23 protein-coding genes are annotated in these 17781 nt (G+C 66.9%); 20 read left to right on the top strand and 3 right to left on the bottom strand.

Annotated elements, in window-relative coordinates; translation table 11 throughout:
* Nucleotides 1-266 precede the first annotated feature (266 nt).
* Nucleotides 267-422, top strand: a complete 156-nt coding sequence (locus AB0L60_RS29950; RefSeq protein ID WP_364620569.1) for a hypothetical protein — start codon at nucleotides 267-269, stop codon at nucleotides 420-422.
* A 5-nt stretch (nucleotides 423-427) separates the two neighbouring features.
* Here AB0L60_RS29950 and AB0L60_RS29945 read toward each other — a convergent pair whose 3' ends face one another.
* From AB0L60_RS29945 to AB0L60_RS29935, 3 genes are read right to left on the bottom strand one after another with little or no spacing between them, the layout of a single operon-like run.
* Complete coding sequence (locus AB0L60_RS29945) at nucleotides 428-1222, bottom strand: inositol monophosphatase (RefSeq protein ID WP_364620567.1); 795 nt, start codon at nucleotides 1220-1222, stop codon at nucleotides 428-430.
* 18 nt (nucleotides 1223-1240) lie between these two features.
* A complete protein-coding gene (locus AB0L60_RS29940; protein WP_364620564.1) occupies nucleotides 1241-2479 on the bottom strand; it encodes a hypothetical protein in 1239 nt (412 codons plus the stop codon).
* A 2-nt stretch (nucleotides 2480-2481) separates the two neighbouring features.
* Nucleotides 2482-3306 (bottom strand): GntR family transcriptional regulator, encoded by an 825-nt coding sequence (locus tag AB0L60_RS29935; RefSeq protein ID WP_364620561.1) that lies wholly within the window; start codon nucleotides 3304-3306, stop codon nucleotides 2482-2484.
* 195 nt (nucleotides 3307-3501) lie between these two features.
* Between AB0L60_RS29935 and AB0L60_RS29930 the strand changes: the two genes are divergently transcribed.
* The 19 genes from AB0L60_RS29930 (at nucleotide 3502) to AB0L60_RS29840 (ending at nucleotide 17179) form a co-directional block, all read left to right on the top strand.
* The gene (locus tag AB0L60_RS29930; RefSeq protein WP_364620558.1) at nucleotides 3502-3729 is read left to right on the top strand and encodes a helix-turn-helix domain-containing protein; all 228 of its coding nucleotides are present in this window, start codon (nucleotides 3502-3504) and stop codon (nucleotides 3727-3729) included.
* A 166-nt stretch (nucleotides 3730-3895) separates the two neighbouring features.
* Nucleotides 3896-4201 carry a hypothetical protein gene (locus tag AB0L60_RS29925; RefSeq protein ID WP_364620556.1) on the top strand — a complete coding sequence of 102 codons (306 nt, stop codon included), beginning with the start codon at nucleotides 3896-3898 and terminating at the stop codon, nucleotides 4199-4201.
* Nucleotides 4198-4539, top strand: a complete 342-nt coding sequence (locus tag AB0L60_RS29920; RefSeq protein WP_364620554.1) for a hypothetical protein — start codon at nucleotides 4198-4200, stop codon at nucleotides 4537-4539. Before AB0L60_RS29925 ends, AB0L60_RS29920 begins: the two co-directional genes overlap by 4 nt.
* The gene (locus AB0L60_RS29915) at nucleotides 4536-4934 is read left to right on the top strand and encodes a hypothetical protein (RefSeq protein ID WP_364620551.1); all 399 of its coding nucleotides are present in this window, start codon (nucleotides 4536-4538) and stop codon (nucleotides 4932-4934) included. Before AB0L60_RS29920 ends, AB0L60_RS29915 begins: the two co-directional genes overlap by 4 nt.
* Nucleotides 4931-5875 carry a hypothetical protein gene (locus tag AB0L60_RS29910; RefSeq protein ID WP_364620548.1) on the top strand — a complete coding sequence of 315 codons (945 nt, stop codon included), beginning with the start codon at nucleotides 4931-4933 and terminating at the stop codon, nucleotides 5873-5875. The genes AB0L60_RS29915 and AB0L60_RS29910 overlap by 4 nt, the downstream gene beginning before the upstream one ends.
* On the top strand, nucleotides 5872-6261 hold the full coding sequence (locus AB0L60_RS29905; protein WP_364620546.1) for a hypothetical protein: 390 nt from the start codon (nucleotides 5872-5874) through the stop codon (nucleotides 6259-6261). The genes AB0L60_RS29910 and AB0L60_RS29905 overlap by 4 nt, the downstream gene beginning before the upstream one ends.
* Nucleotides 6258-7340, top strand: coding sequence for a hypothetical protein (locus AB0L60_RS29900; RefSeq protein WP_364620543.1), 1083 nt, complete (start codon nucleotides 6258-6260; stop codon nucleotides 7338-7340). Before AB0L60_RS29905 ends, AB0L60_RS29900 begins: the two co-directional genes overlap by 4 nt.
* A complete protein-coding gene (locus AB0L60_RS29895) occupies nucleotides 7337-9340 on the top strand; it encodes a hypothetical protein (RefSeq protein WP_364620540.1) in 2004 nt (667 codons plus the stop codon). The genes AB0L60_RS29900 and AB0L60_RS29895 overlap by 4 nt, the downstream gene beginning before the upstream one ends.
* 42 nt (nucleotides 9341-9382) lie before the next feature.
* Entirely contained in the window at nucleotides 9383-9880 is a 498-nt protein-coding gene (locus AB0L60_RS29890; RefSeq protein WP_364620537.1) for a hypothetical protein, read from the top strand.
* A gap of 36 nt (nucleotides 9881-9916) precedes the next feature.
* Nucleotides 9917-10285, top strand: coding sequence for a hypothetical protein (locus AB0L60_RS29885; protein WP_364620534.1), 369 nt, complete (start codon nucleotides 9917-9919; stop codon nucleotides 10283-10285).
* Between the two features lie 37 nt (nucleotides 10286-10322).
* Nucleotides 10323-11780, top strand: coding sequence for a hypothetical protein (locus AB0L60_RS29880; RefSeq protein WP_364620531.1), 1458 nt, complete (start codon nucleotides 10323-10325; stop codon nucleotides 11778-11780).
* 2 nt (nucleotides 11781-11782) lie between these two features.
* Entirely contained in the window at nucleotides 11783-12175 is a 393-nt protein-coding gene (locus AB0L60_RS29875; RefSeq protein WP_364620528.1) for a hypothetical protein, read from the top strand.
* On the top strand, nucleotides 12172-12567 hold the full coding sequence (locus AB0L60_RS29870) for a hypothetical protein (RefSeq protein WP_364620524.1): 396 nt from the start codon (nucleotides 12172-12174) through the stop codon (nucleotides 12565-12567). The genes AB0L60_RS29875 and AB0L60_RS29870 overlap by 4 nt, the downstream gene beginning before the upstream one ends.
* A gap of 27 nt (nucleotides 12568-12594) precedes the next feature.
* Nucleotides 12595-12939: a hypothetical protein gene (locus tag AB0L60_RS29865; RefSeq protein ID WP_364620521.1), complete on the top strand. Its 345-nt coding sequence runs from the start codon at nucleotides 12595-12597 to the stop codon at nucleotides 12937-12939.
* A gap of 5 nt (nucleotides 12940-12944) precedes the next feature.
* Complete coding sequence (locus AB0L60_RS29860) at nucleotides 12945-13655, top strand: hypothetical protein (RefSeq protein WP_364620518.1); 711 nt, start codon at nucleotides 12945-12947, stop codon at nucleotides 13653-13655.
* Between the two features lie 57 nt (nucleotides 13656-13712).
* Nucleotides 13713-14663, top strand: coding sequence for a toprim domain-containing protein (locus AB0L60_RS29855; RefSeq protein WP_364620515.1), 951 nt, complete (start codon nucleotides 13713-13715; stop codon nucleotides 14661-14663).
* A 38-nt stretch (nucleotides 14664-14701) separates the two neighbouring features.
* Nucleotides 14702-15112 carry a hypothetical protein gene (locus AB0L60_RS29850; protein WP_364620513.1) on the top strand — a complete coding sequence of 137 codons (411 nt, stop codon included), beginning with the start codon at nucleotides 14702-14704 and terminating at the stop codon, nucleotides 15110-15112.
* A 97-nt stretch (nucleotides 15113-15209) separates the two neighbouring features.
* Entirely contained in the window at nucleotides 15210-16274 is a 1065-nt protein-coding gene (locus AB0L60_RS29845) for a DUF2637 domain-containing protein (RefSeq protein ID WP_364620510.1), read from the top strand.
* Between the two features lie 65 nt (nucleotides 16275-16339).
* Complete coding sequence (locus tag AB0L60_RS29840; protein WP_364620507.1) at nucleotides 16340-17179, top strand: phage Gp37/Gp68 family protein; 840 nt, start codon at nucleotides 16340-16342, stop codon at nucleotides 17177-17179.
* Nucleotides 17180-17781 lie beyond the last annotated feature (602 nt).

Here is a 17781-nt window from a genome sequence, read left to right as displayed (position 1 = left end):
GCCGCAGCGACCGCAGGTGTGGAGAAGGTGACCGCGGGAGCAGCCCGCGCGGCGGCACGCAGTCCATCCGAGGGTCGACCGGCTCGCGTGGAGTACGTCGCGTTCTGGGCCCGAGCAGAAGATCGGCGTCGGGAGCGCCCACCCGCGCGAAGTCTGGACCAACTCGTCGTTATCGATGGCGTAGCCGTCCGGGTGCAGATACCAGACACGCCGGTTATTCGAACCCATGTGCGAATCATAGCCGAGCGGTCGCTTATGATCTGCGCGTGTCGGACGATCAGAAATTGTGCCAGATCTGCGGCGAGCGCCCGGTCGGCGAGGGCTACATGTCGATGTTGTGCCCGGAGTGCCGGGCACGGATCGAGGAGCAGAATCGCACCCGGCCGTACCCGTTGCTGCCCCCGCCGGACGACATCATCTAGCGCACCTAGTTCTCCCACAGGACGTCGCGCGCGGCAAACCAGGAAGCTGGATTCGCTGCATTCAACAGCTGGTTGGCCGGGTTCTCCGCCAGTCGATATGGCGTCCCATCTGGCCGAAGGGAGTTGCCACCAGCTTCGGACAGAATTAGGGTGCCGGCCGCATGGTCCCAGGGCAGTGACCGCTGGTACAGGACGAAGTCGAGGTCGCCGTCGATCAGCCGAGCGTAGTTGACACCCGCGCTCAAAAAGCCTGGTCCCAAGCCTGCGAATTTCTTGCCGACTTCTGACAAGCGGGCTTTCTCTTTCTTGCCGAGGCGCTTTGTGGGCGCGGCGCCCCGAAGCTGTTCGACCTCTACCGGTGGGGGTGGTCGATGGATTCGGAGCTCGTCTCGAAATGACCCAGATCCGCGCTCAGCGACGTATCGCTGGCCTGTCTCCGGCAGGACGATCCACCCGGCGACGGGCTCGCCGCTGCGGAGCAGTGCAGCCATTACGGCGTATTCGCTTCGGCCGGCCACGAAGTTCGATGTGCCGTCGATCGGATCCACCAGCCAGCACGCGGGGCTCTCCAAGGCTGTGAGAAGGAACGGATCGTCAGTAACGGCTTCCTCTCCGACTACCGGGACATCCAGGATCTCTCGCAGTCCTTGTGAAATCAGTTGTTCGGCTTCACGATCCGCGACTGTGACCAGATCCCCTGGTCCCTTTTCGGCCACGTCTCCGACGGCTAGGCGACGAAATCGGGGCGAGATCGCTTCCTTGGCTGCACGAACGAGGACCTGCGTAACTTCATCGATCATGTTGTTCCGATCGGCAGATCACGCATGAATCTGTTCGAGCAGCCAGCGGCGCTTGTCGGCGCGTTCTGGGAACTGGTCGAGCTGGGCCTGCGTCAGATCGATGGCCTGTTGAACGTGCGCAATACTTCGGGGTGGCAGTGAGGTAAGCGACGCAGCGAGCGGTGTCGCTACGACGCCAGCGGCGCCAGCACCAACCGAATCTCGAATTCGCCGTGAGGAACCGTCCCATGTCGCGAACGCGGGTGCGGCGTGGCGTATTTCTGCGATTTCGTCCAGGCTCACCTTCGCGAGCTTCCCGCCAGATGGCAGATGGCCCTCGCGTCGAGCCCAAGCGGCCAGGTCGGCATCGAACGTGCTGCCGAACATCGGGTGGCTGTAGATCGTTGACCCGGTCGGCAGATGCCGAAGGAGCTGCTCGGCCGCGGATCGATTGTCGGCCTGCAGCACCGCCATTGGCCGTATGTGACGTTCGCCGGCAGCTGCGATGTCCTCAGTGGACCAGGTGCAGGCGAGGAGTCGGCCCGGGAGGACCGCCTCAAGCCAGACATCAAGCACGGCGGCGCGCTCGCTGCTAGATAGGTCGCCGCCCGCGGTCGTCGAGCCATTAATCAGGAAGTGGTCCACCCATCCAGCGCCAGCTGCGATCGCGTGACGGTGGGTAGCCGCTAGGTCGAGAGACCCATCCGGGTGTACGAGGTGCATCGTCGGCACCACGATGGAGGACTGGGCGGCGCGAACGGCTTTGACGATTAGACCCGCGGCTTCAGCCGGACTGACGGATGCCGTGTCGATTCGGGCATCAGCGACTGTGAGTCTCGTGGTCGCATCCCAGGCCGCGAGACGCTCGTCGAGATCGTCGGTGCCCCGGGCAGCTGCTCGTCCTGCGGCCACATCTCGCGGACACCAGAGCTCCACGATGACCCACCGAACCGCCGGAGCTGCATTGAGCAGTGCGTCTATGGCTTCCGGCTGGCCTACGTGCAGCACCGGAATCTGGTCTGCACCAAGCATTCTGTTCAGTTCGGGCTGATCGATGACGTACGTCGAGTCGTACCGACTGTTCGAGTAGATGACCTCGCCAGCGGTGACCAGATGGTTGAGATCAGCGGATGAGGCCATCCGATATCCCGTGGTACGGCCGGTGCCGACCTTCATGCGCTGGTAGTGGCGGAACTTGTTGTCTGCCTTTGCGAGTGCGGCCGTTACGGTGTCCTTGCCCGCTGCCGGCGGACCGTACAGCGCGATCGCGGTATCCATGCTCAGTCCCTAAGGGATTTGATCAGATCCTGCGCCTGTTCTCGCAACGGCGGCGAATCGGGGTCGTTCACGACGATAGTGTGCGTCCAGGGTGGTTCGAAAGTGATGTCGAGGCCGTCTATGTAGGTGTTCCAGCTGGCGAGCTTCCCACTGTCCCGGGCCGCGCCCCGCCGGGTGATGTATGAGTGCATCGAATCTGGCTGGCATCGGATCCAGATCACTTCCATGTCCGCGCCCATGGTGTCGAGCTCAGCCGCTGTACGGCGGAACCAAGCCTCAGTTCCGAACTCCTTGATGTAGGGCGCGGTCGCGATGACGCTTACGCCGCACGCGACGTTCTCGCGAACCGCGGCAGCGAGGCACTCGTATTCGGCAGGGCGGACAAGGTCCATGTAGATCGGCGATTCGCGGTCGGCAACGGTGCTGCCTAGCTGAACGAGGGCCGTATCGACCACAGCCCGGGTGATGGTGTCCTTGTCGAGCATCGCCCAACCGGTCATCTTCGCCAGTATGCGGCCGAACTCCGTTTTTCCGCTGCCTGCATAGCCGCCTACATAGATCACCTGAGGCCGTCCTCGCCGTGGGCGTGGTGCTCCGGGCGCGGCATTGTCACTGACCATTCGTCCGGAACGTGGTCGGCTAACAACCAGCCCTTCCTCTTCAAGGATGGCCATCGCGTCGTTGACCGGTGCAACGCTCACCCCGAACTGCTCGGCCAGCACCCGTGTACTCGGCAACTTCTGGCCGGGCCGCAGTCGGCCGGACTCGATCTCGTTGCGGATCTCGCGTGCGATCTGGCGGTGCTTCGCGTCGCCGGTGATGTCCACGTTCTCCTCCGATGGCTGTCTTGGCAAACAGAACATACCAGTTGATGCCTATGCAACCTTCCTGACGTGGGACTTCTTCCAAACCGCCAGCAAATGTGATGAAAAGCGCACGAATGTCTAGACATCAGAGGACATCAGATCTAACTTTGAAGACATCAGATGGTGAATCTGATGTTGCCTTCATAGTTCAGAGGAGTGATGTTCGTGAGCAGGCGGAACAGTTCATACGGTTCGCGAAAGACGCTGATCAGCCTCCGTGATGCGGCTGATTTGGCCGGCGGAGTTCATCCCCGAACCATCCGCCGCTGGGTCGACGGCGGCCTGCTGGATGGCTTCCAGGTCGGTCCGCGACTGATCAAGGTGGATCGCGACCAGGTTCTCGCGCTGGTCCGCCCCCTGAGTCAGACCGGCGGTGTGGCGTGAGTACTCGTAGTGAACGCAGGCAGGAAGGTGCCGGAAGCCGGCGCCAGGCTGACGTCGCTGAGTACGTCGCAAAGCTCGTAGCCGACGCCCCTCCAGTCTCGGAAGCCGTGCGTACCAAGCTCTCTGCGCTGCTCGGCGTCCCTGCGGAAGCGAAGGGGGCGGCGTGATGCGCGATTTCATGGGCTACCACGTGTCCCAGGTCGACGAGCACGGGTCCGCGGTCAATGTCGACAAGGTTCGTGTGGGTACGTCGGTGTGGGGTTCGTTCCAGGTCGGCTACTTCGAGAACGTCGACAGGATCTGTGTCGACGTTGTCGACGGCCATCCCGGCCGGGGTCGCATGTCGATGCAGTTGACGCTGGAGCAGGCGATGTTGCTGCGTGATCTGGTGTCCGCTGGTATCGCGGATGCGTTGGCGGCGACCGCGGTTGAGCCGCTGGCTGAGCTGCCCGCCGGGGGTGATCTGGTATGAACTGGGCGGCTTTGTTCGGGTCGAAGGCTGTGTTGGAGGCCGAGAACCAGCGGCTGCGTCGTGTCCTGGCCGATCGTGATGCTCGCGTCGCCGAGTTGTCGACCGCGTTGGACGACGTTCTCGACCGGGAACAGATGTACGCGTTGTCGGCCTCGCATGAGCAGTTGACGTCGGCGGCGTGGATCGATCGGGTCGGGCAGGCCCGCGCTCAGCATCCCGGACAGCCGCGTCCGGCCCGGGGGAGCGAGGAGCGGCCCGCCGCACGCGCGTTGATGACGTCGCTGGAGGCCACCGCGGCCCGTGCGACGGTCGGGGTTGATCGGCGGCGGTCGCGATGACCGCGCGGTTCCATGATCCCGATGGTGAGCGGTATGGGATTCCGACCTATCCGTGGCGGATGGCTCCGGGTCATCTGAGGACCAAACGTCAACTGGCCCAGCGTAATCAGCGTCCGGGTGATGAGGCGCAGGCGCAGGTGATGGCCAACACCCGTCGCGGGGTGGTGCGCGGCTACCTCTACGACGAGGCCACCGCGGTCCCGAAGCGGCAGTGCAGTCCGGCGCAACGGGAGTCGTTGCAGATCGCGCGGTGGGTGCGTTCGGCGAACGCGTGCGAAGACCGCGGCATCGATGCCAGCGACATGCGGGAGCTGATCTCGGAAGCCCGCGCGAAGCTCGCTGCGCGCCGGTCCGCGCGTCCTGGCGCGGAGCCCGATCGGAGGCGGTCGCGATGAGCGCCGAATGCGGGTGCGGTGACGGCGTGGACCAGGTGGCGCGGCGTGGAATGTGCAAGCTGCATTACGACCGGTTGCGCAAACGTCAGATCGCCTACGGCCGCTGGAATCCGCGCGTGCCCAATGACGCGGTGCTCGCTCATATCGAGATGCTCGGTGCCGCAGGTATCCGCCCGGGCCAGGTCGCGCACCTGGCCGGGCTGGGGCATTCCACGATCAGCCGCGTCCTGGCCAACCCGAACGGGCGCGTCAGTGAGCAGATTCAGGCCGCGATCTTGAAGGTCGCTGTTCCTGAGCATGCTGGCGACGTCGCTGCCGACAACGCGTTGGTGCCGATTCTGGGTGCGCGGCGGCGGGTGCAAGCTCTGGTCGCGGCCGGTCATTCGGCCTCGCGGATCGCTCGCGAGATCGGGGTGGCGCCCAACAGTGCCACGATGGCGGCCCTGGTCGGCAAACGCACGGACGGTGAGACTTTCGGGCGTTCGATTACGGCCGAGCGTGAGCGCGCGGTGCGGGCGGTGTTCGACCGCTGGCAGTGGGTGCCGGGCCAGTCGGCGCGGGCGCGGGCCATCGGCGCACGCAATGGATGGCCGTTGCCGCTGGAGTGGGACGAAACCGCGATCGACGACCCGAACGGGCGCCCCGAAAAAGCGCGCTGGACACCAGAATCCGCGCGTGAGGAACGCCGCGAACACGTCGACCGCCTGACCAGTCAGGGCTTGACCGCCCCGGAGATCGCTGAGCGGCTCGGAATCAACACCCGGCTTGTCGAGCGAGACCGTGCCCATGCCCGCACTCAGGACGGTGCTCCGGAGTCCGAACGTGAGCCGAACTCGTGCAGCGAGATCGAGGCCATGGGTGTGCTCGCGGCGCAGGCCCGTACCGATATCGCGCGTGGGCGTGCAGTGCCGCGTCAGCGCGGGATCGTGAGGTCGCGATGAGCCGCCGCGCGCCGCAGGGCACGGTCTACCTGCTGCATTTCGAACGCCCGTATCGGCACGCCCGCCATTACACCGGGTGGACCTCTGATCTGGACCACCGGTTGGCCGAACACCGGGCCGGGCGCGGCGCGCGACTGCTGGAAGTGCTGCGCAACAACGGAATCGGTTGGGAGCTGGCCCGCACCTGGGACGGCACTCGCGCCCGTGAGCGGCAGCTCAAACGCGAGGGCGGGGCGTCGCGACGCTGCCCGAAATGCGGGGTGCGGCCCCGCGAAATCCGCGACGCCGCCCAGCTGGCCGCGCAAGCCCGCCACGACTTCGCCGCCCGCCGCACTTCCAACACAACACCGGCATCCCTAGACCAGGACAGGAGGCGCAGCCGATGAACCACAACACGAGGAACCACCATTACGCCGGTTTGGAGCGTCGGTACCGGACCCAGATCATCGGTGGCCTGCGAGATGCCGGGCTGACCTACACCCAGATTCGTGAACTGCTCGGGGTCAGCCTGCGCCAGGTCGAAACCGTCCTGGGCGAGGCACAAGCCTTGCGGGCAAGCGGGTTCCGCGCCAAGGAGATCGCCGCCGAACTCGGTGTGCCGGCGGGGTCGCTGGGCCGGATTCTGCCGTCGCGTCGGCAGGCCGCGATCACCGAACGTCAGTCCCAGGTGTTGCGGGCGGTGTCGGACATGCGCGGCATGCAGGTCGACGTGTTGGCCCAGTACCTCAACGTCCTCGAATCCAGCGCGTACGCGATCGTGCGGGAGCTGATCGCCAAAGGGCTGTTGTGCGAGCTGGAGAAGGTGCAGCGCGGCCGGGCGTGGGTGTACGCCCCGCCGCGAGTGCAAGCCCGCTATCTGGGGTGGCGTCCTGCGGAATGGACCCCGCCGCTGATGTACGCCGAGCACTACCGCGCGGTCGCCCAGGCCCGGATCATGCTGGTCGGCAACGATCCGACCGCGTTCATCTCCGAACGCGCCCTGCAGCGTGAGGCCACCGTCGCCGCCCGCATCGCCGCCGAGAAGCGGCGCGGTACCGCGGTGTTGGAGTTCTCCACCGGTATCGACCCGCTGCCAGGGCGCCCGCATCTGCATGACGGCCGGTTCCTGGGCGTGGTGGGCGGCAGCTACGGCTGGTGGGCGCTGGAGGTCGAGCTCAGCGTCAAGGACAAGGCTCACATGGATACCGCGTTGCAGGGCGCGATCCGTGCCGCCCGTGACGCGCACCCCTACACCATGGTCGGCCTGCTGTACCTGTGCCGCACCGACGCGGTTCTCAACAACGTCGAGGCCGCCGCGGCCCGGCTGCCCGCCGAATTCGATTCCTTGTCCTTGCAGCTGCGAATCCGGGACTTCGACAAGGAATGGCAGGCGTTCCGAGACCGCCGCCAGAGCATCCGTGACGCCGACCGCGAGGCAAAACGCGAGCGCCACACCATCTTCGAAATCTCCAAGGAAGCATCATGAGCACCCCCGACTGCACCCCACTGATCACCCCCACCGACTGCGGCCTGGCCGCCGCGCCGGACGTTTCGGCGACCCCGTTTGCACCGATCACCGCCGAGGCCCCGCCCGGAACCCCGCCGGTCGTGCGGGAGGCGACCGACCCGCTCACCCACTGGTCGAACCCGGACCTGTCGCATGCCGGTGCGACGGTGGAGACCGCGCTGGTGTGCGGGGCGGCGTTGACCGCGATGCTCGTGCTGATCGTGGTCGTCGCTGCTACCAAACCCGTTGAGCCGCACCGGCTGCGGAACTTCGCCGCCGCGGCGTGGGCGTTGCCGCTGGCGTCGGCGTTGGCGGGCGGGTCGTGGTCGACACCGTTGAGCCTGTTGTGGGACGGCGCCGAACACCTCGCCCACGGGCATCTGGGCGGACTGTCGATGATGCTGGTCCTCGGCCTGCCGTCCACGATGTTGGTGGCGTCGCTGTGGTGGGCGCATTTCCTGATCAAGACCGAGACCGTCGGGTTGAAGTCGCTGCGCACCACCAAACGCGTACAGGACTCGCTGACCGCGCGGCGCCAGCAGTCCGCGGCCCGCGCGGCGAAAAAGGGTGCGCCCCTGCACCGTGGGCACGACATCGTGCTCGGCACCCTCGCCAACACCGTCAGCCACAAGGCGCCCGGGGTATGGCGGACGCTGACCAAACGGCACGAACCCTGGCTGGCCATCGCGCATTCCGATGTCCGCAAGCAGCAGGCCCTGTTCGGCACCACCGGCAGCGGCAAGACCGTCCTGATGGAACGCTATGCCGCCGCGCTGTTCGACTACGAGTGGCGGGCCTGGCAGAAGTGGTCCGGGGTGCCCGCGATGGCAGGCAAACATGCCCGCCCACTGCTGGTGATGATCTCGTGCAAGGGCGGCGAGGACGACCGCGAACTTGGGATGAGCCTGCGTGAATCCATGCAAGCCCAGGGCGTGGACCCCAAGCGGATCGCGCTGGTCGGGGTGCCGGGGATGGACACCCTCGACGCCTGGGACAAGACCCCCGCGCGGGACCTGCGAGCGATGGTCGCGGCCCTGCTGGCGGCGACCGGCGAGGCCACCACCGCCGAGGGCCAGCACTTCGAGGGCATGCAAACCCGCATCGCGGCCCTGGTGGTGGACAACCCGACCGGCAAGCCCCGCAACCACGTCGAGTTCCTGAACCTGCTGGTCGAGGACAACCTCAAGAAGGCGTGGAACTACGCCCCCGATGTGGTGCGCCAGATCGATGCCATGCAGGGCGAGAAGGTTCCCCAGCTCGACGACGCGTTGATCAAGTGCACCAACCTGTTCGAAGAGCTCAAGGACACCAGCGGGCGCATGGTCTTCGACGACGGCGTCGACCTCGACGACCTCGACGTGCTGTTCATGACCGTCCCGGCTCTGGACAAGGACGCCGCCCGCGCCCAGGTCGCCATGACCCTGCGGCTGTTGATGCAGCGCGCCGGACGCACCGCAAAGCACCTGCGGCGCAGCGTGATCCTGTTCATCGACGAACTCTCGGCCCTGACCACCAAGCACGGGTCCATCGGGATCGAGGACATCGCCGAACGCGGACGCTCCCAGAAGATCGCCATGGTCTTCTGCGGCCAATCCCCGGAATCGGTCGCCCCCGACGCCTGGTCGCTGGGACGACTGCTGAAAACCTGCGCCGGCGGAGTCTTGTTGGGCTACATGGAAAACGCCGGTGAACTGTGCAAACACGCCGGATCGGTGCCGGTCATGTTGCCGTCACGGCACCTGATCAAAGGCCAGCGCCACGGCGACGAGGGCCAGGTGTCCGTCGGCGAGAAATGGCTGGTCGACCCCGACCGGGTGCGCCAGTTCGACACCGGTGACTTCGTGTTCTTCAAACACGGTCAGGCCCGCTTCGGACGGGTCGTGCCCCTGAACAAGGCCGAACAAACCCCGCTGCCGGGCACCTCGCCCGCCCCGGTTCTACCCGTCGGCGACGACCCGACGCCCGCCGCCACCGCATAACCCCTCACCTACCTGCGCGAATCCGATTGGAGCACAACCGCTATGCGCATCTTCCGTGACCACGACCACGACCACGACCACGACGACGAGCACGACGACGAGCAGCCCCGCAAGAGCCTCAGCCGCGACGAGATCGCCGCCGAGGCCGAGGTGATGGCCGACGAGATCGCCGATTTCCTCTCCGACGTCGCCGACGAGAACCCGCAGGCCGCACCGACCGCGCGACCGGTCGCCGTACCGGAGCAGCCCGCCACGGCCGCGCCCGCCGAATCCGGCGACCCCGTGCCGGTCCCGGCGGCGAACCCGCGTACCCACGGCCGGATCTGGCGTGCGAGCACGGCGGGCTCCTCCGTTGTGGTCGGCCTCGCCGCGACCGCGGCGTGGGGCCAGCCCGCCGAGGTCGGTGTCCCCATCGTCGTCTACGGGCTGGGCTGGATCGCATACCTGAGCTGGGACGCCGCGCGGCGCCCGTCCCCGTCGCTGGCGTTGGCCGCGTTCACCGAACACCGCGCCGCCCGCGCCCATCGCAAAGCCCACTGACCCCGCACCTTCGCGGGCTCCACAGAAAGGAAACCAATGTTCAAGAACCGGAAAGAGCCGGTCCTACCCATCCCCAGCGAGTTGTACGACGAGATCGGAGAACTCGGCGACCGCGTGCGCGCACTGCGCAAGGACATCGCCCGAATCCGCGGCCAGTACGCGCTGTTGGTGCAGTCCCCGAAGTCCCTGCGGGCCGACGATCTCGGCGCGCCGACCGACCCGCGTGAGGCCGCCATCCTCACTCACCAGGGATTGCGGGTCATGGACCGCGACCTGGAAACCGTCGAGAAGGGCATCGGCTGGGTGCGCGGCCCTGCGAGCCGGATCAGCCTCACCGACACCGCCGCCGATCACCGCGAACAGCAGCTCGCCGCGCAGCGCCCGCCCATCGAACGCACCCGATAACCCAATCCCTGTATCCCTGAAAGGAATTCATCACCTCATGTCTGAAATCGATGAGATCACCCAGCAGACCGGCCGCACGTTCCGTGACGTGCTCACCGTCGCGGGGCAGTGGCTGCGCACCTTTCGTGGTGCCGACGGTCGCGCGCCGAAGCTGAACCGTAAGCAGCGCCGCGAGTTGGCCGAGCAGATCATGGCCCAGGTCGGTGCCGAGAAGGTCAACGCCGCCTACTACACCAAGCGGGTCGCTGATTACCGCTCCGAGCACGCCGTGGCGCGGTTCCGGCGCGAGAACGACCCGCTCTACACCGACCACGACGCCGCCGCCGACATCGAGCGCCTGGAGGCGATGCGGTTGCGGATCGAGGAAAGCCTGGGCAGTTCCGCGCTCGGGATCGAGCACCGCGGGCAGGTCGTGATGGCTCTGGACCGCGCCACCCGCGCCCCGCACACGATGGACGCGTCCTTCGCGGCGGTGTTCACCCCGATGACCGACCGCGACCGCCGTGAGGCGCGGGTGGCGGCGGTCGAGTCCGAGCAGTGGGTCAGCGCCCGCACCCAGGAATGGGACCGTCGGGTGGCGTCGATGACCGTGGACCAGCCCGCCCAGCCGACCCAATCGCCGCAGCAGGGTCAGCCGCAACCGCCGGCGCCGAAGTCGGCGTCGCACGTTGCGCAGGAAGTCGCGATCGATCAGGACTACGCCCGCGCCAACGCGATCCAGGACATCCGGCACGTGCAGTACACGTGGCTGCGCGACCAGGCCAGCGGCCGCGGCCGCGACCCCCACGGTGAGCTCGCGCGGCGCCAGGCCGCCGAGCAGGCCCAGCGCGCGGGGATGACGACCGAGCAGGTCCGGTGGGAATTCGCCAACGCCGAAGCCAATTCCCGCTGCCAGGTGTCGTTGGCCGCCAGCTCGCCCGACGGGTCGCAGCAGCTGATGCGCGGCTACTTCGCCACCGAAGCCGAGGCCGCCGCGTGGACGAACGACACGGTCCGGTTCAACTCCTGGAAGCCGGGAACCTCGCTGGCCGTGCGCGCCCGCGAGACCGGCCGCCGCCACCCCTTCTACCTCGCCGAGGGCAACCAGGTCGACATCGGCGCCAGCGTCGAGGACTGGCACCGCGACCTGAACCCCGACAAGCCCCAACCCCCCGACAAGGAAAGAAAGGTCGAAAAGCCCAGCACCGGAACCAGTTCCGAGGACCTGGAGCGGCGCGTGCTGATGCTGCAGCGGGGCCTGGACGCGGTGACCGCCGACCGCGACAACCACAAGAAGCAGCTCGAATCAGTGCACGGCGATCTGGACACGCTGAAGAACACCCAGCTGGGCCTGAACCAGGAGCTGCGGGATCTGCGGGGCGACCTCGACACCGCGCGCGCCGATCGCGACCGGTACCGCGGGGAGCGTGACGAGGCCGTCGACAAGCTCCGCAGCGTCCGGCGTGAGCAGTTCACCAACGGTGCGGACAAGCCGCGCCCGCAGATGAGCCGGTGATCATGCACCGCGAACACGAAGAGGCGATGCGGGCGGACTTCTCCGACCGCGTTGCGATCAGCCTGAACGCTCTGGCGCCCGGGGTCACCGACGACCAGGTCGACGAGATCCGTCGGCGGGTCGCCGAATACGACCAGCGGTGGCAGTCGGGCCCGCATGCGCAGGAATGGGCGTTCCTGCACGCCGCCTACACCGACTGGCGCGACTACCCCGAGGACATGCGCATCTTCGTCGAGGACCTGCGCACCAACCCGACCGTCTACGCCGACTACGGGCCGACCGAGGTGCAGCTACGCAGCCTGAACCAGGCCCACAACATCGCCCGCGAACAGCGCTGCGCCCAGCAGACGTGGAAGCCGTCCACGCAGCGCGAGCCGATCAGAAGGGACCGGTGACCAGCATGCAGTCCGAACACGAAGAAGCCATGCGCAGCGACTTCCACGACCAGATCACCGAGAGGTGGAAAGCGTTGCAACCCAGTGTGACCGAGGCCGAACGCCGCGAGATCACCGGCCGGGCCTTCGAACGCGACCAGCGGTGGCGCTCCGGGGCGTACGCCGTGGACTGGGACTTCCTGCACATGGTCTATTCCGATTTCCGCGACTACCCGCACGCGATGCAGGGCTTCGCCGAAGCCCTCGACGTCAGCGACAACGTGTGGGAGGACTACGGACTCACCGAGGACATGCGCCGCAGCGTGATCCAGGCCCGCAACATCGCCCACGAGGAGCACCTCGCGATCGAAGCCCTTCACCAGCAGCGCACGCCGATCCGAAGGGAGCGCTGAGTTATGGAAGCCGAGCACGAGGAAGCTATGCGTTCCGACTTCCGGGAACAGACCGCGCTGCAGCAGTCTGCCTACCGGCCGGACGTGACCAACGAACAGATCGACGAGATCTACGCCAAGACCCGTCAGATCGATGACCGGTGGAACTCGGGCCCGCACGCCGACCAGTGGCGGTACCTGTCGGATGCGTACGCCGATTGGCGCGACGCCCCCGACACCATGGACCGGTTCATCGACAACATCGAGTTCAACCTGGCCAAAGGCGACGACTTCGGCCTGGACGAGGTACAGCGTCGCAGCCTCTATCAGGCCAGAGAGTTGACCGAACCGCACCGGGTCCGCCGCCGCGGCCCGATCCAGCGGGAGCGGTGATCGTCATGGCAGAGAGCAATTCGCCTCGACGGCACCGGTATTGGGGTCCGATCCAGTTCGGTGAACGGCTCGGGCTGTCGGTGGCATTGTTCGACCGCGCGGTGGCCGACGGGATCATCCCGGCACCGGACGCGGGCACGACATCGCGGCCGACGCGGTGGTCGGACGCGGTCGTCGCCGACGCCGAATTCCGGATCGATCAGATCCGGGAGGCGGTGGGACCGATTCCCGATCTCGGGGCGGTGCGGGCCGCAGAGGTGTTGTCGCAGCGGTTCGGCCGTGAGGTCACCGGCGACACCATCGAGGAACTGGCGCGATCGGGCAGTCTGCCCGAAGTCGGTGACTACAAGGGCTTCCCGCTGTATTGCGGGCGTACCTTGGAACGGTTCGACGACGCCGCGGCGCTGGAGGCGGCAGCGGTGCGCGGTCGTCTCTACACCCTCGACGAGGCCGCCGAGTATCTGCGGGTCCGCGCCAGTGACCTGCGGCACCTGGTCACAGCGGCGTGGCTGGAACCGGTCAAACACGGCCGCTCCAGCTGGCAACGCCGCAGCCAGGCGCCGAATGTCGCGCTGTACCGGGCCGCCGACCTCGACGCATTGGCGGCCCATCCCGACATCGATTGGGATGCAGTGCGAGTGACAGCCGCGGGCCGGCCGTCACCGCTGGCTCGGCTGACGCGCGCGCAGCGCCGTCAGGTGCAGCGGGAGCGCTGATCAGTCATGAATCATGATCCGGCTCAGGGGCGTTCGTGGCAGCTGATCACTGCTGCCTTGACCGCCACGATGGGGCCGGGCCGGGACCGGGCACGGTGGACAGTGTTCCTGTGCCCGGTCCACGAGGCCGACGGCAAGCACCACAATCCCTCGCTTGGGGTGCGCTACGACCCCGCCCAGGGAAAGACAATCGTCCGTTGCTTCGCCCGCTGTGACGACAAGGACGTCCTCGACAAGGTCGGGCTCCGCGTGCGGGACATGTGGGACCGACTACCCGAACGCAACCCCAACCAGCCCCACCAGCCCCACCAGCGCGGGCAACGCCGCCCGCAATCCCGAGCCCAGCAGGAACAGCAGCAGCGAGTGTCGTTGGTGGACAAGGCCATCGACTACGCGCGGTTGCCGATCCCGTCGAAACCCGATCTCGGTGAAGCGATCGGGCCGACGCAGAACGTGTGCACCTACGTCTATCGGCAGCCCGATGGGCGCATCGAAGGCGCGGTCACCCGCCGCTCGACCCCACACGAATTGGGAGACAGGAAGTCGTTCACCCAAGCCCGGTGGAACGGAAACGACTGGGAACACACCGGTTTCGCGCCGCTGCCCTACCGGCTGCCCGAAGTCCTCGACGCCGTCCACAGCGGCCGGGAGATCTACGTGTGCGAGGGCGAGAAAGACGTCACCCGCGCGTTCGAGGCCGGGCAGATCGCCACCTGCAACGCCATGGGCACCGGCAGCTGGACCCATGAGCACGCGAAATGGCTGCACGGGGCGGGGCGGGTGATCGTTGTCGCCGACCGCGACCGCCCTGGCTACCTGCACGCCGCCAAGGTCGCGCACACCCTGCACGGCCATGTCGGAGAAGTCCGGGTGCTCCAAGCCGCCGCGGGCAAGGACCTGTCCGACCACCTCGACGCCGGCCACGGCTTCGAGGACCTGGAGATGGTGCCCTACCTCGACCGCCACTACCGCCAACCACAACAGCAGCAGCGCACTCGCAGCCGCTGACCTCACCGAACCTTCAATCACAGAGGAGATATCCAGCCATGTCCGCCACCAACTTCGGTCAGCGATTCATCAAGGCCGCCAACAAGATCCCGTCCGCGTTCGCCAAGAACACCACGCCCGGCACCACCGTGTACGGGCGGATCACCGACATCGGTGAGCAGCCCAAGCTGAAGTTCGACGGCGCCCCCGGCGAGGTCGCCAAGGACCGCTACGGCAACACCATCATGCAGATGTTCATCACCCTCGAAACCCCGGTCGGGGCACGGAATCTGTACCCGACCAGCCGGATGGAACAGGCGATCGGACAGGCGATGGCCACCGCTGGCGCCTCCAGTTTCGATGTCGGCGCGACCTTGTCGGTCACCTACACCGGCCCCGACCCCGACAACGACAAGGCCCGCCTCTACACCGCCGCCTACACCCCCGCCACGGTGCACGGCGGCAAGTGACCGGCAACGCCGCCGGATCGACCGTGGGGCGCACTGTTGCGCCCCACGGTCACACCCACCCGGACCCGGCGACGACCACAAGAGGAGGGACCACGCCATGACCGCCACCGACACCAGCCCCGACCCGCAGCACCGTGTCACCGCCGACCACCCGCCCGCCGTGTCCTCGGCCGAGGACGTCGACCCCACCCTGTGTCCTTCCGTCCCGGCTGGCGCGCAGCAGGACACGGGCACCGCCCGCCAGGACACACCCGCCCGAGCGGAGGACACACCGAACCGATTCCAGGACACAGCCGAGGACACACCGGGTCGGAACCGGCCCGCCCGCGATCATGTCGAGACCGCGGCTCTGATCGCAGTGATTTCGGTGTTGACCGCCGCGAGCGGATGGTCGGCTATCGCCCTGCACGGGCTCGCGCAGGCCGCAGGCATCACGTCGTGGCTGGCGTGGGGCGCCCCGGTCATCGTGGACGGCCCGCTGATCCAGGCAGCTATCGCGCTGGTCGTGCTGAAACGCCGCGAGAAGGACGGCGCGACCATCGAGCCGGGTCAGCGCGCGTTCTTCTGGTGGATGCTCGCAATGTCGGAGCTGGTCAGCCTGGTCGGCAACGGCGCACACGCCTGGTTGTTGTCGCCCGAACGCACCCTCAAGGGCTGGGCGGCAGCGATCGTGGCAGGTGCAGCGCCGATCGCGGCCATGGCCGTCATGCACGGGCTGACAATCCTGATCGAGGTACTCGGCCAGGCACTCAAGACCACACCTCGCGCAGGGATCGCCGAGCGAACCGCTCCCGCAACGGATTTCGAGGATTTTGGAGCGTTGTCGCCTGCTGTGTCCTCAGGACACACCACCGTGTCCCCGGGTGTGTCATCGCCTGCCACAGGACACACCCAGGACACAGCCGCTGTGTCCTCAGTGCATCCAGGACACAGCACAGGACACATCCCCGATCCCGCCGAGGACACGGCGGTTTCTCCCGAGGACCGCGACGCGACCATCTGGGCGATGCATTCGGCCGACGCCAGTCTGCGCGATATCGCCGCGGCGACCGGACTGTCGTACGGCTACGTGGGCAAGGTCGTCAAGCGGCTCAAAGCCGAACGCGGCGACACCGACGGCGACAGCGACGGACCAGGGGCGACACTCCACCTCATCCGCTGACCCCCACCCATACGCCGCTAGCACACCCACAGCACCCGCCAACCCTGCGAAGAACGAGATGGATCATGAATGCCACCGTCCGGACCACCGGAATCGAATGGACCGAAACCACCTGGAACCCCACCACCGGCTGTGACCGCATCAGCCCCGGCTGCGACCACTGCTACGCCTTGACCATGGCCAAACGGCTACGCGCCATGGGATCGGCGAAATACCAGACCGACGGGCACCCCCGCACCAGCGGACCCGGATTCGGCCTCACCCTGCACCAGCAAGCACTGACCGAGCCCCTGCGCTGGCGCCGCCCGCGGCTGGTGTTCGTCAATAGCATGAGCGACCTCGGCCACGCCCGTGTCCCCCGCGAGTTCCTGGCCGAGATCTTCGGCGTCATGGCCACCGCCCACCAGCACACGTTCCAGATCCTGACGAAACGCCCCGGACGCCTCGCGAAAATCCTGTCCGACAACCAATTCCAGGACCAGGTCGCCGAAGCCGCGGCCGGTCGCGCCAACGCCACCGACCCGCCGGACACCGCCGGCGCCCGCGACAGCCGGTGGCCTCTGCCGAACGTCTGGATCGGAACCTCTATCGAGTCCGACGAATACTGCTGGCGGGCAGACGAACTGCGCAAGACACCAGCCGCGGTGCGATTCCTGTCGTGCGAGCCGCTGCTAGGGCCGCTACCGAACCTGGACTTGACCGGGATCGACTGGGCCATCGTCGGCGGGGAGTCCGGCCCCGAGGCCCGGCCGATGCGCCCGGATTGGGTCCGTGCCCTCTGCGATCAGAGCGTCGCTGCCGGGGTCGCGTTCTTCTTCAAGCAGTGGGGCGGGCGCACCCCCAAACAGAACGGCCGCGACCTCGACGGCGTGACCTGGGACCAGTACCCACCGCGGCGACAGTAGCCGCCCCCTCGAATCACCAAGGCCCGTCCAGCACTCCGCTGGACGGGCCTTTCGCTATGTCTGGCACCGGTTTTCGATTCGGAACGAATGCGGAATGAATGCACACTGGATGCGGAATGAATGCACACAAGCGTTGCGATGAAAGTGCGATACGAAATCGCCTTGACCTGTGGGTTTGGTGGTGGTCCGTCTGCTGCCCGATCCGCACTATCTCCCGCTTCGCTGAAGATAGTGCGGATCGGGCAGCAGACAAACCACCACCAAACAGTTGAGAGCAGAAGATCAAGGAAGAGAGAAGAGAGATCAAGGACCACAAGGGGGAGAGACCACAAGGGAGGGGGACCACAAGGGGAGGGCTTGGCATGGCACGTTGCGTTGGGAGAGCTGGGCGCGTCGGGAGTCGGGACCACAAGGGGGAGCGTTGCGTACGCGATATCACGTCGAGCACGGGGAACTATTCGCGTTGGACCACAACGAGAGGGTCGCCTCTTACGCGGGGAACGCGCGTCGCCTCTTACGCGGGGAACGCGCGTCGCCTCTTACGCGGGGAACGCGCGTCGCCTCTTACGCGGGGAACGCGCGTCGCCTCTTACGCGGGGAAC

This window comes from Nocardia sp. NPDC051981 (assembly GCF_040680715.1).
Lineage (GTDB): Bacteria > Actinomycetota > Actinomycetes > Mycobacteriales > Mycobacteriaceae > Nocardia.
Note: the sequence above shows the minus strand (reverse complement) of the source record. Positions and strands in the feature narration are given on the sequence as shown.

Bases quoted from the DNA above. Each gene is read 5' to 3' on its own strand.
- AB0L60_RS29910 (WP_364620548.1), top strand. From the start codon at position 4,931: ATGAGCGCCGAATGCGGGTGCGGTGACGGCGTGGACCAGGTGGCGCGG.
- AB0L60_RS29880 (WP_364620531.1), top strand. From the start codon at position 10,323: ATGTCTGAAATCGATGAGATCACCCAGCAGACCGGCCGCACGTTCCGT.
- AB0L60_RS29925 (WP_364620556.1), top strand. From the start codon at position 3,896: ATGCGCGATTTCATGGGCTACCACGTGTCCCAGGTCGACGAGCACGGG.
- AB0L60_RS29920 (WP_364620554.1), top strand. From the start codon at position 4,198: ATGAACTGGGCGGCTTTGTTCGGGTCGAAGGCTGTGTTGGAGGCCGAG.
- AB0L60_RS29885 (WP_364620534.1), top strand. From the start codon at position 9,917: ATGTTCAAGAACCGGAAAGAGCCGGTCCTACCCATCCCCAGCGAGTTG.
- AB0L60_RS29915 (WP_364620551.1), top strand. From the start codon at position 4,536: ATGACCGCGCGGTTCCATGATCCCGATGGTGAGCGGTATGGGATTCCG.
- AB0L60_RS29940 (WP_364620564.1), bottom strand. From the start codon at position 2,479: ATGGATACCGCGATCGCGCTGTACGGTCCGCCGGCAGCGGGCAAGGAC.
- AB0L60_RS29895 (WP_364620540.1), top strand. From the start codon at position 7,337: ATGAGCACCCCCGACTGCACCCCACTGATCACCCCCACCGACTGCGGC.
- AB0L60_RS29905 (WP_364620546.1), top strand. From the start codon at position 5,872: ATGAGCCGCCGCGCGCCGCAGGGCACGGTCTACCTGCTGCATTTCGAA.
- AB0L60_RS29845 (WP_364620510.1), top strand. From the start codon at position 15,210: ATGACCGCCACCGACACCAGCCCCGACCCGCAGCACCGTGTCACCGCC.
- AB0L60_RS29840 (WP_364620507.1), top strand. From the start codon at position 16,340: ATGAATGCCACCGTCCGGACCACCGGAATCGAATGGACCGAAACCACC.
- AB0L60_RS29865 (WP_364620521.1), top strand. From the start codon at position 12,595: ATGCGTTCCGACTTCCGGGAACAGACCGCGCTGCAGCAGTCTGCCTAC.
- AB0L60_RS29860 (WP_364620518.1), top strand. From the start codon at position 12,945: ATGGCAGAGAGCAATTCGCCTCGACGGCACCGGTATTGGGGTCCGATC.
- AB0L60_RS29945 (WP_364620567.1), bottom strand. From the start codon at position 1,222: ATGATCGATGAAGTTACGCAGGTCCTCGTTCGTGCAGCCAAGGAAGCG.
- AB0L60_RS29890 (WP_364620537.1), top strand. From the start codon at position 9,383: ATGCGCATCTTCCGTGACCACGACCACGACCACGACCACGACGACGAG.
- AB0L60_RS29850 (WP_364620513.1), top strand. From the start codon at position 14,702: ATGTCCGCCACCAACTTCGGTCAGCGATTCATCAAGGCCGCCAACAAG.
- AB0L60_RS29875 (WP_364620528.1), top strand. From the start codon at position 11,783: ATGCACCGCGAACACGAAGAGGCGATGCGGGCGGACTTCTCCGACCGC.
- AB0L60_RS29900 (WP_364620543.1), top strand. From the start codon at position 6,258: ATGAACCACAACACGAGGAACCACCATTACGCCGGTTTGGAGCGTCGG.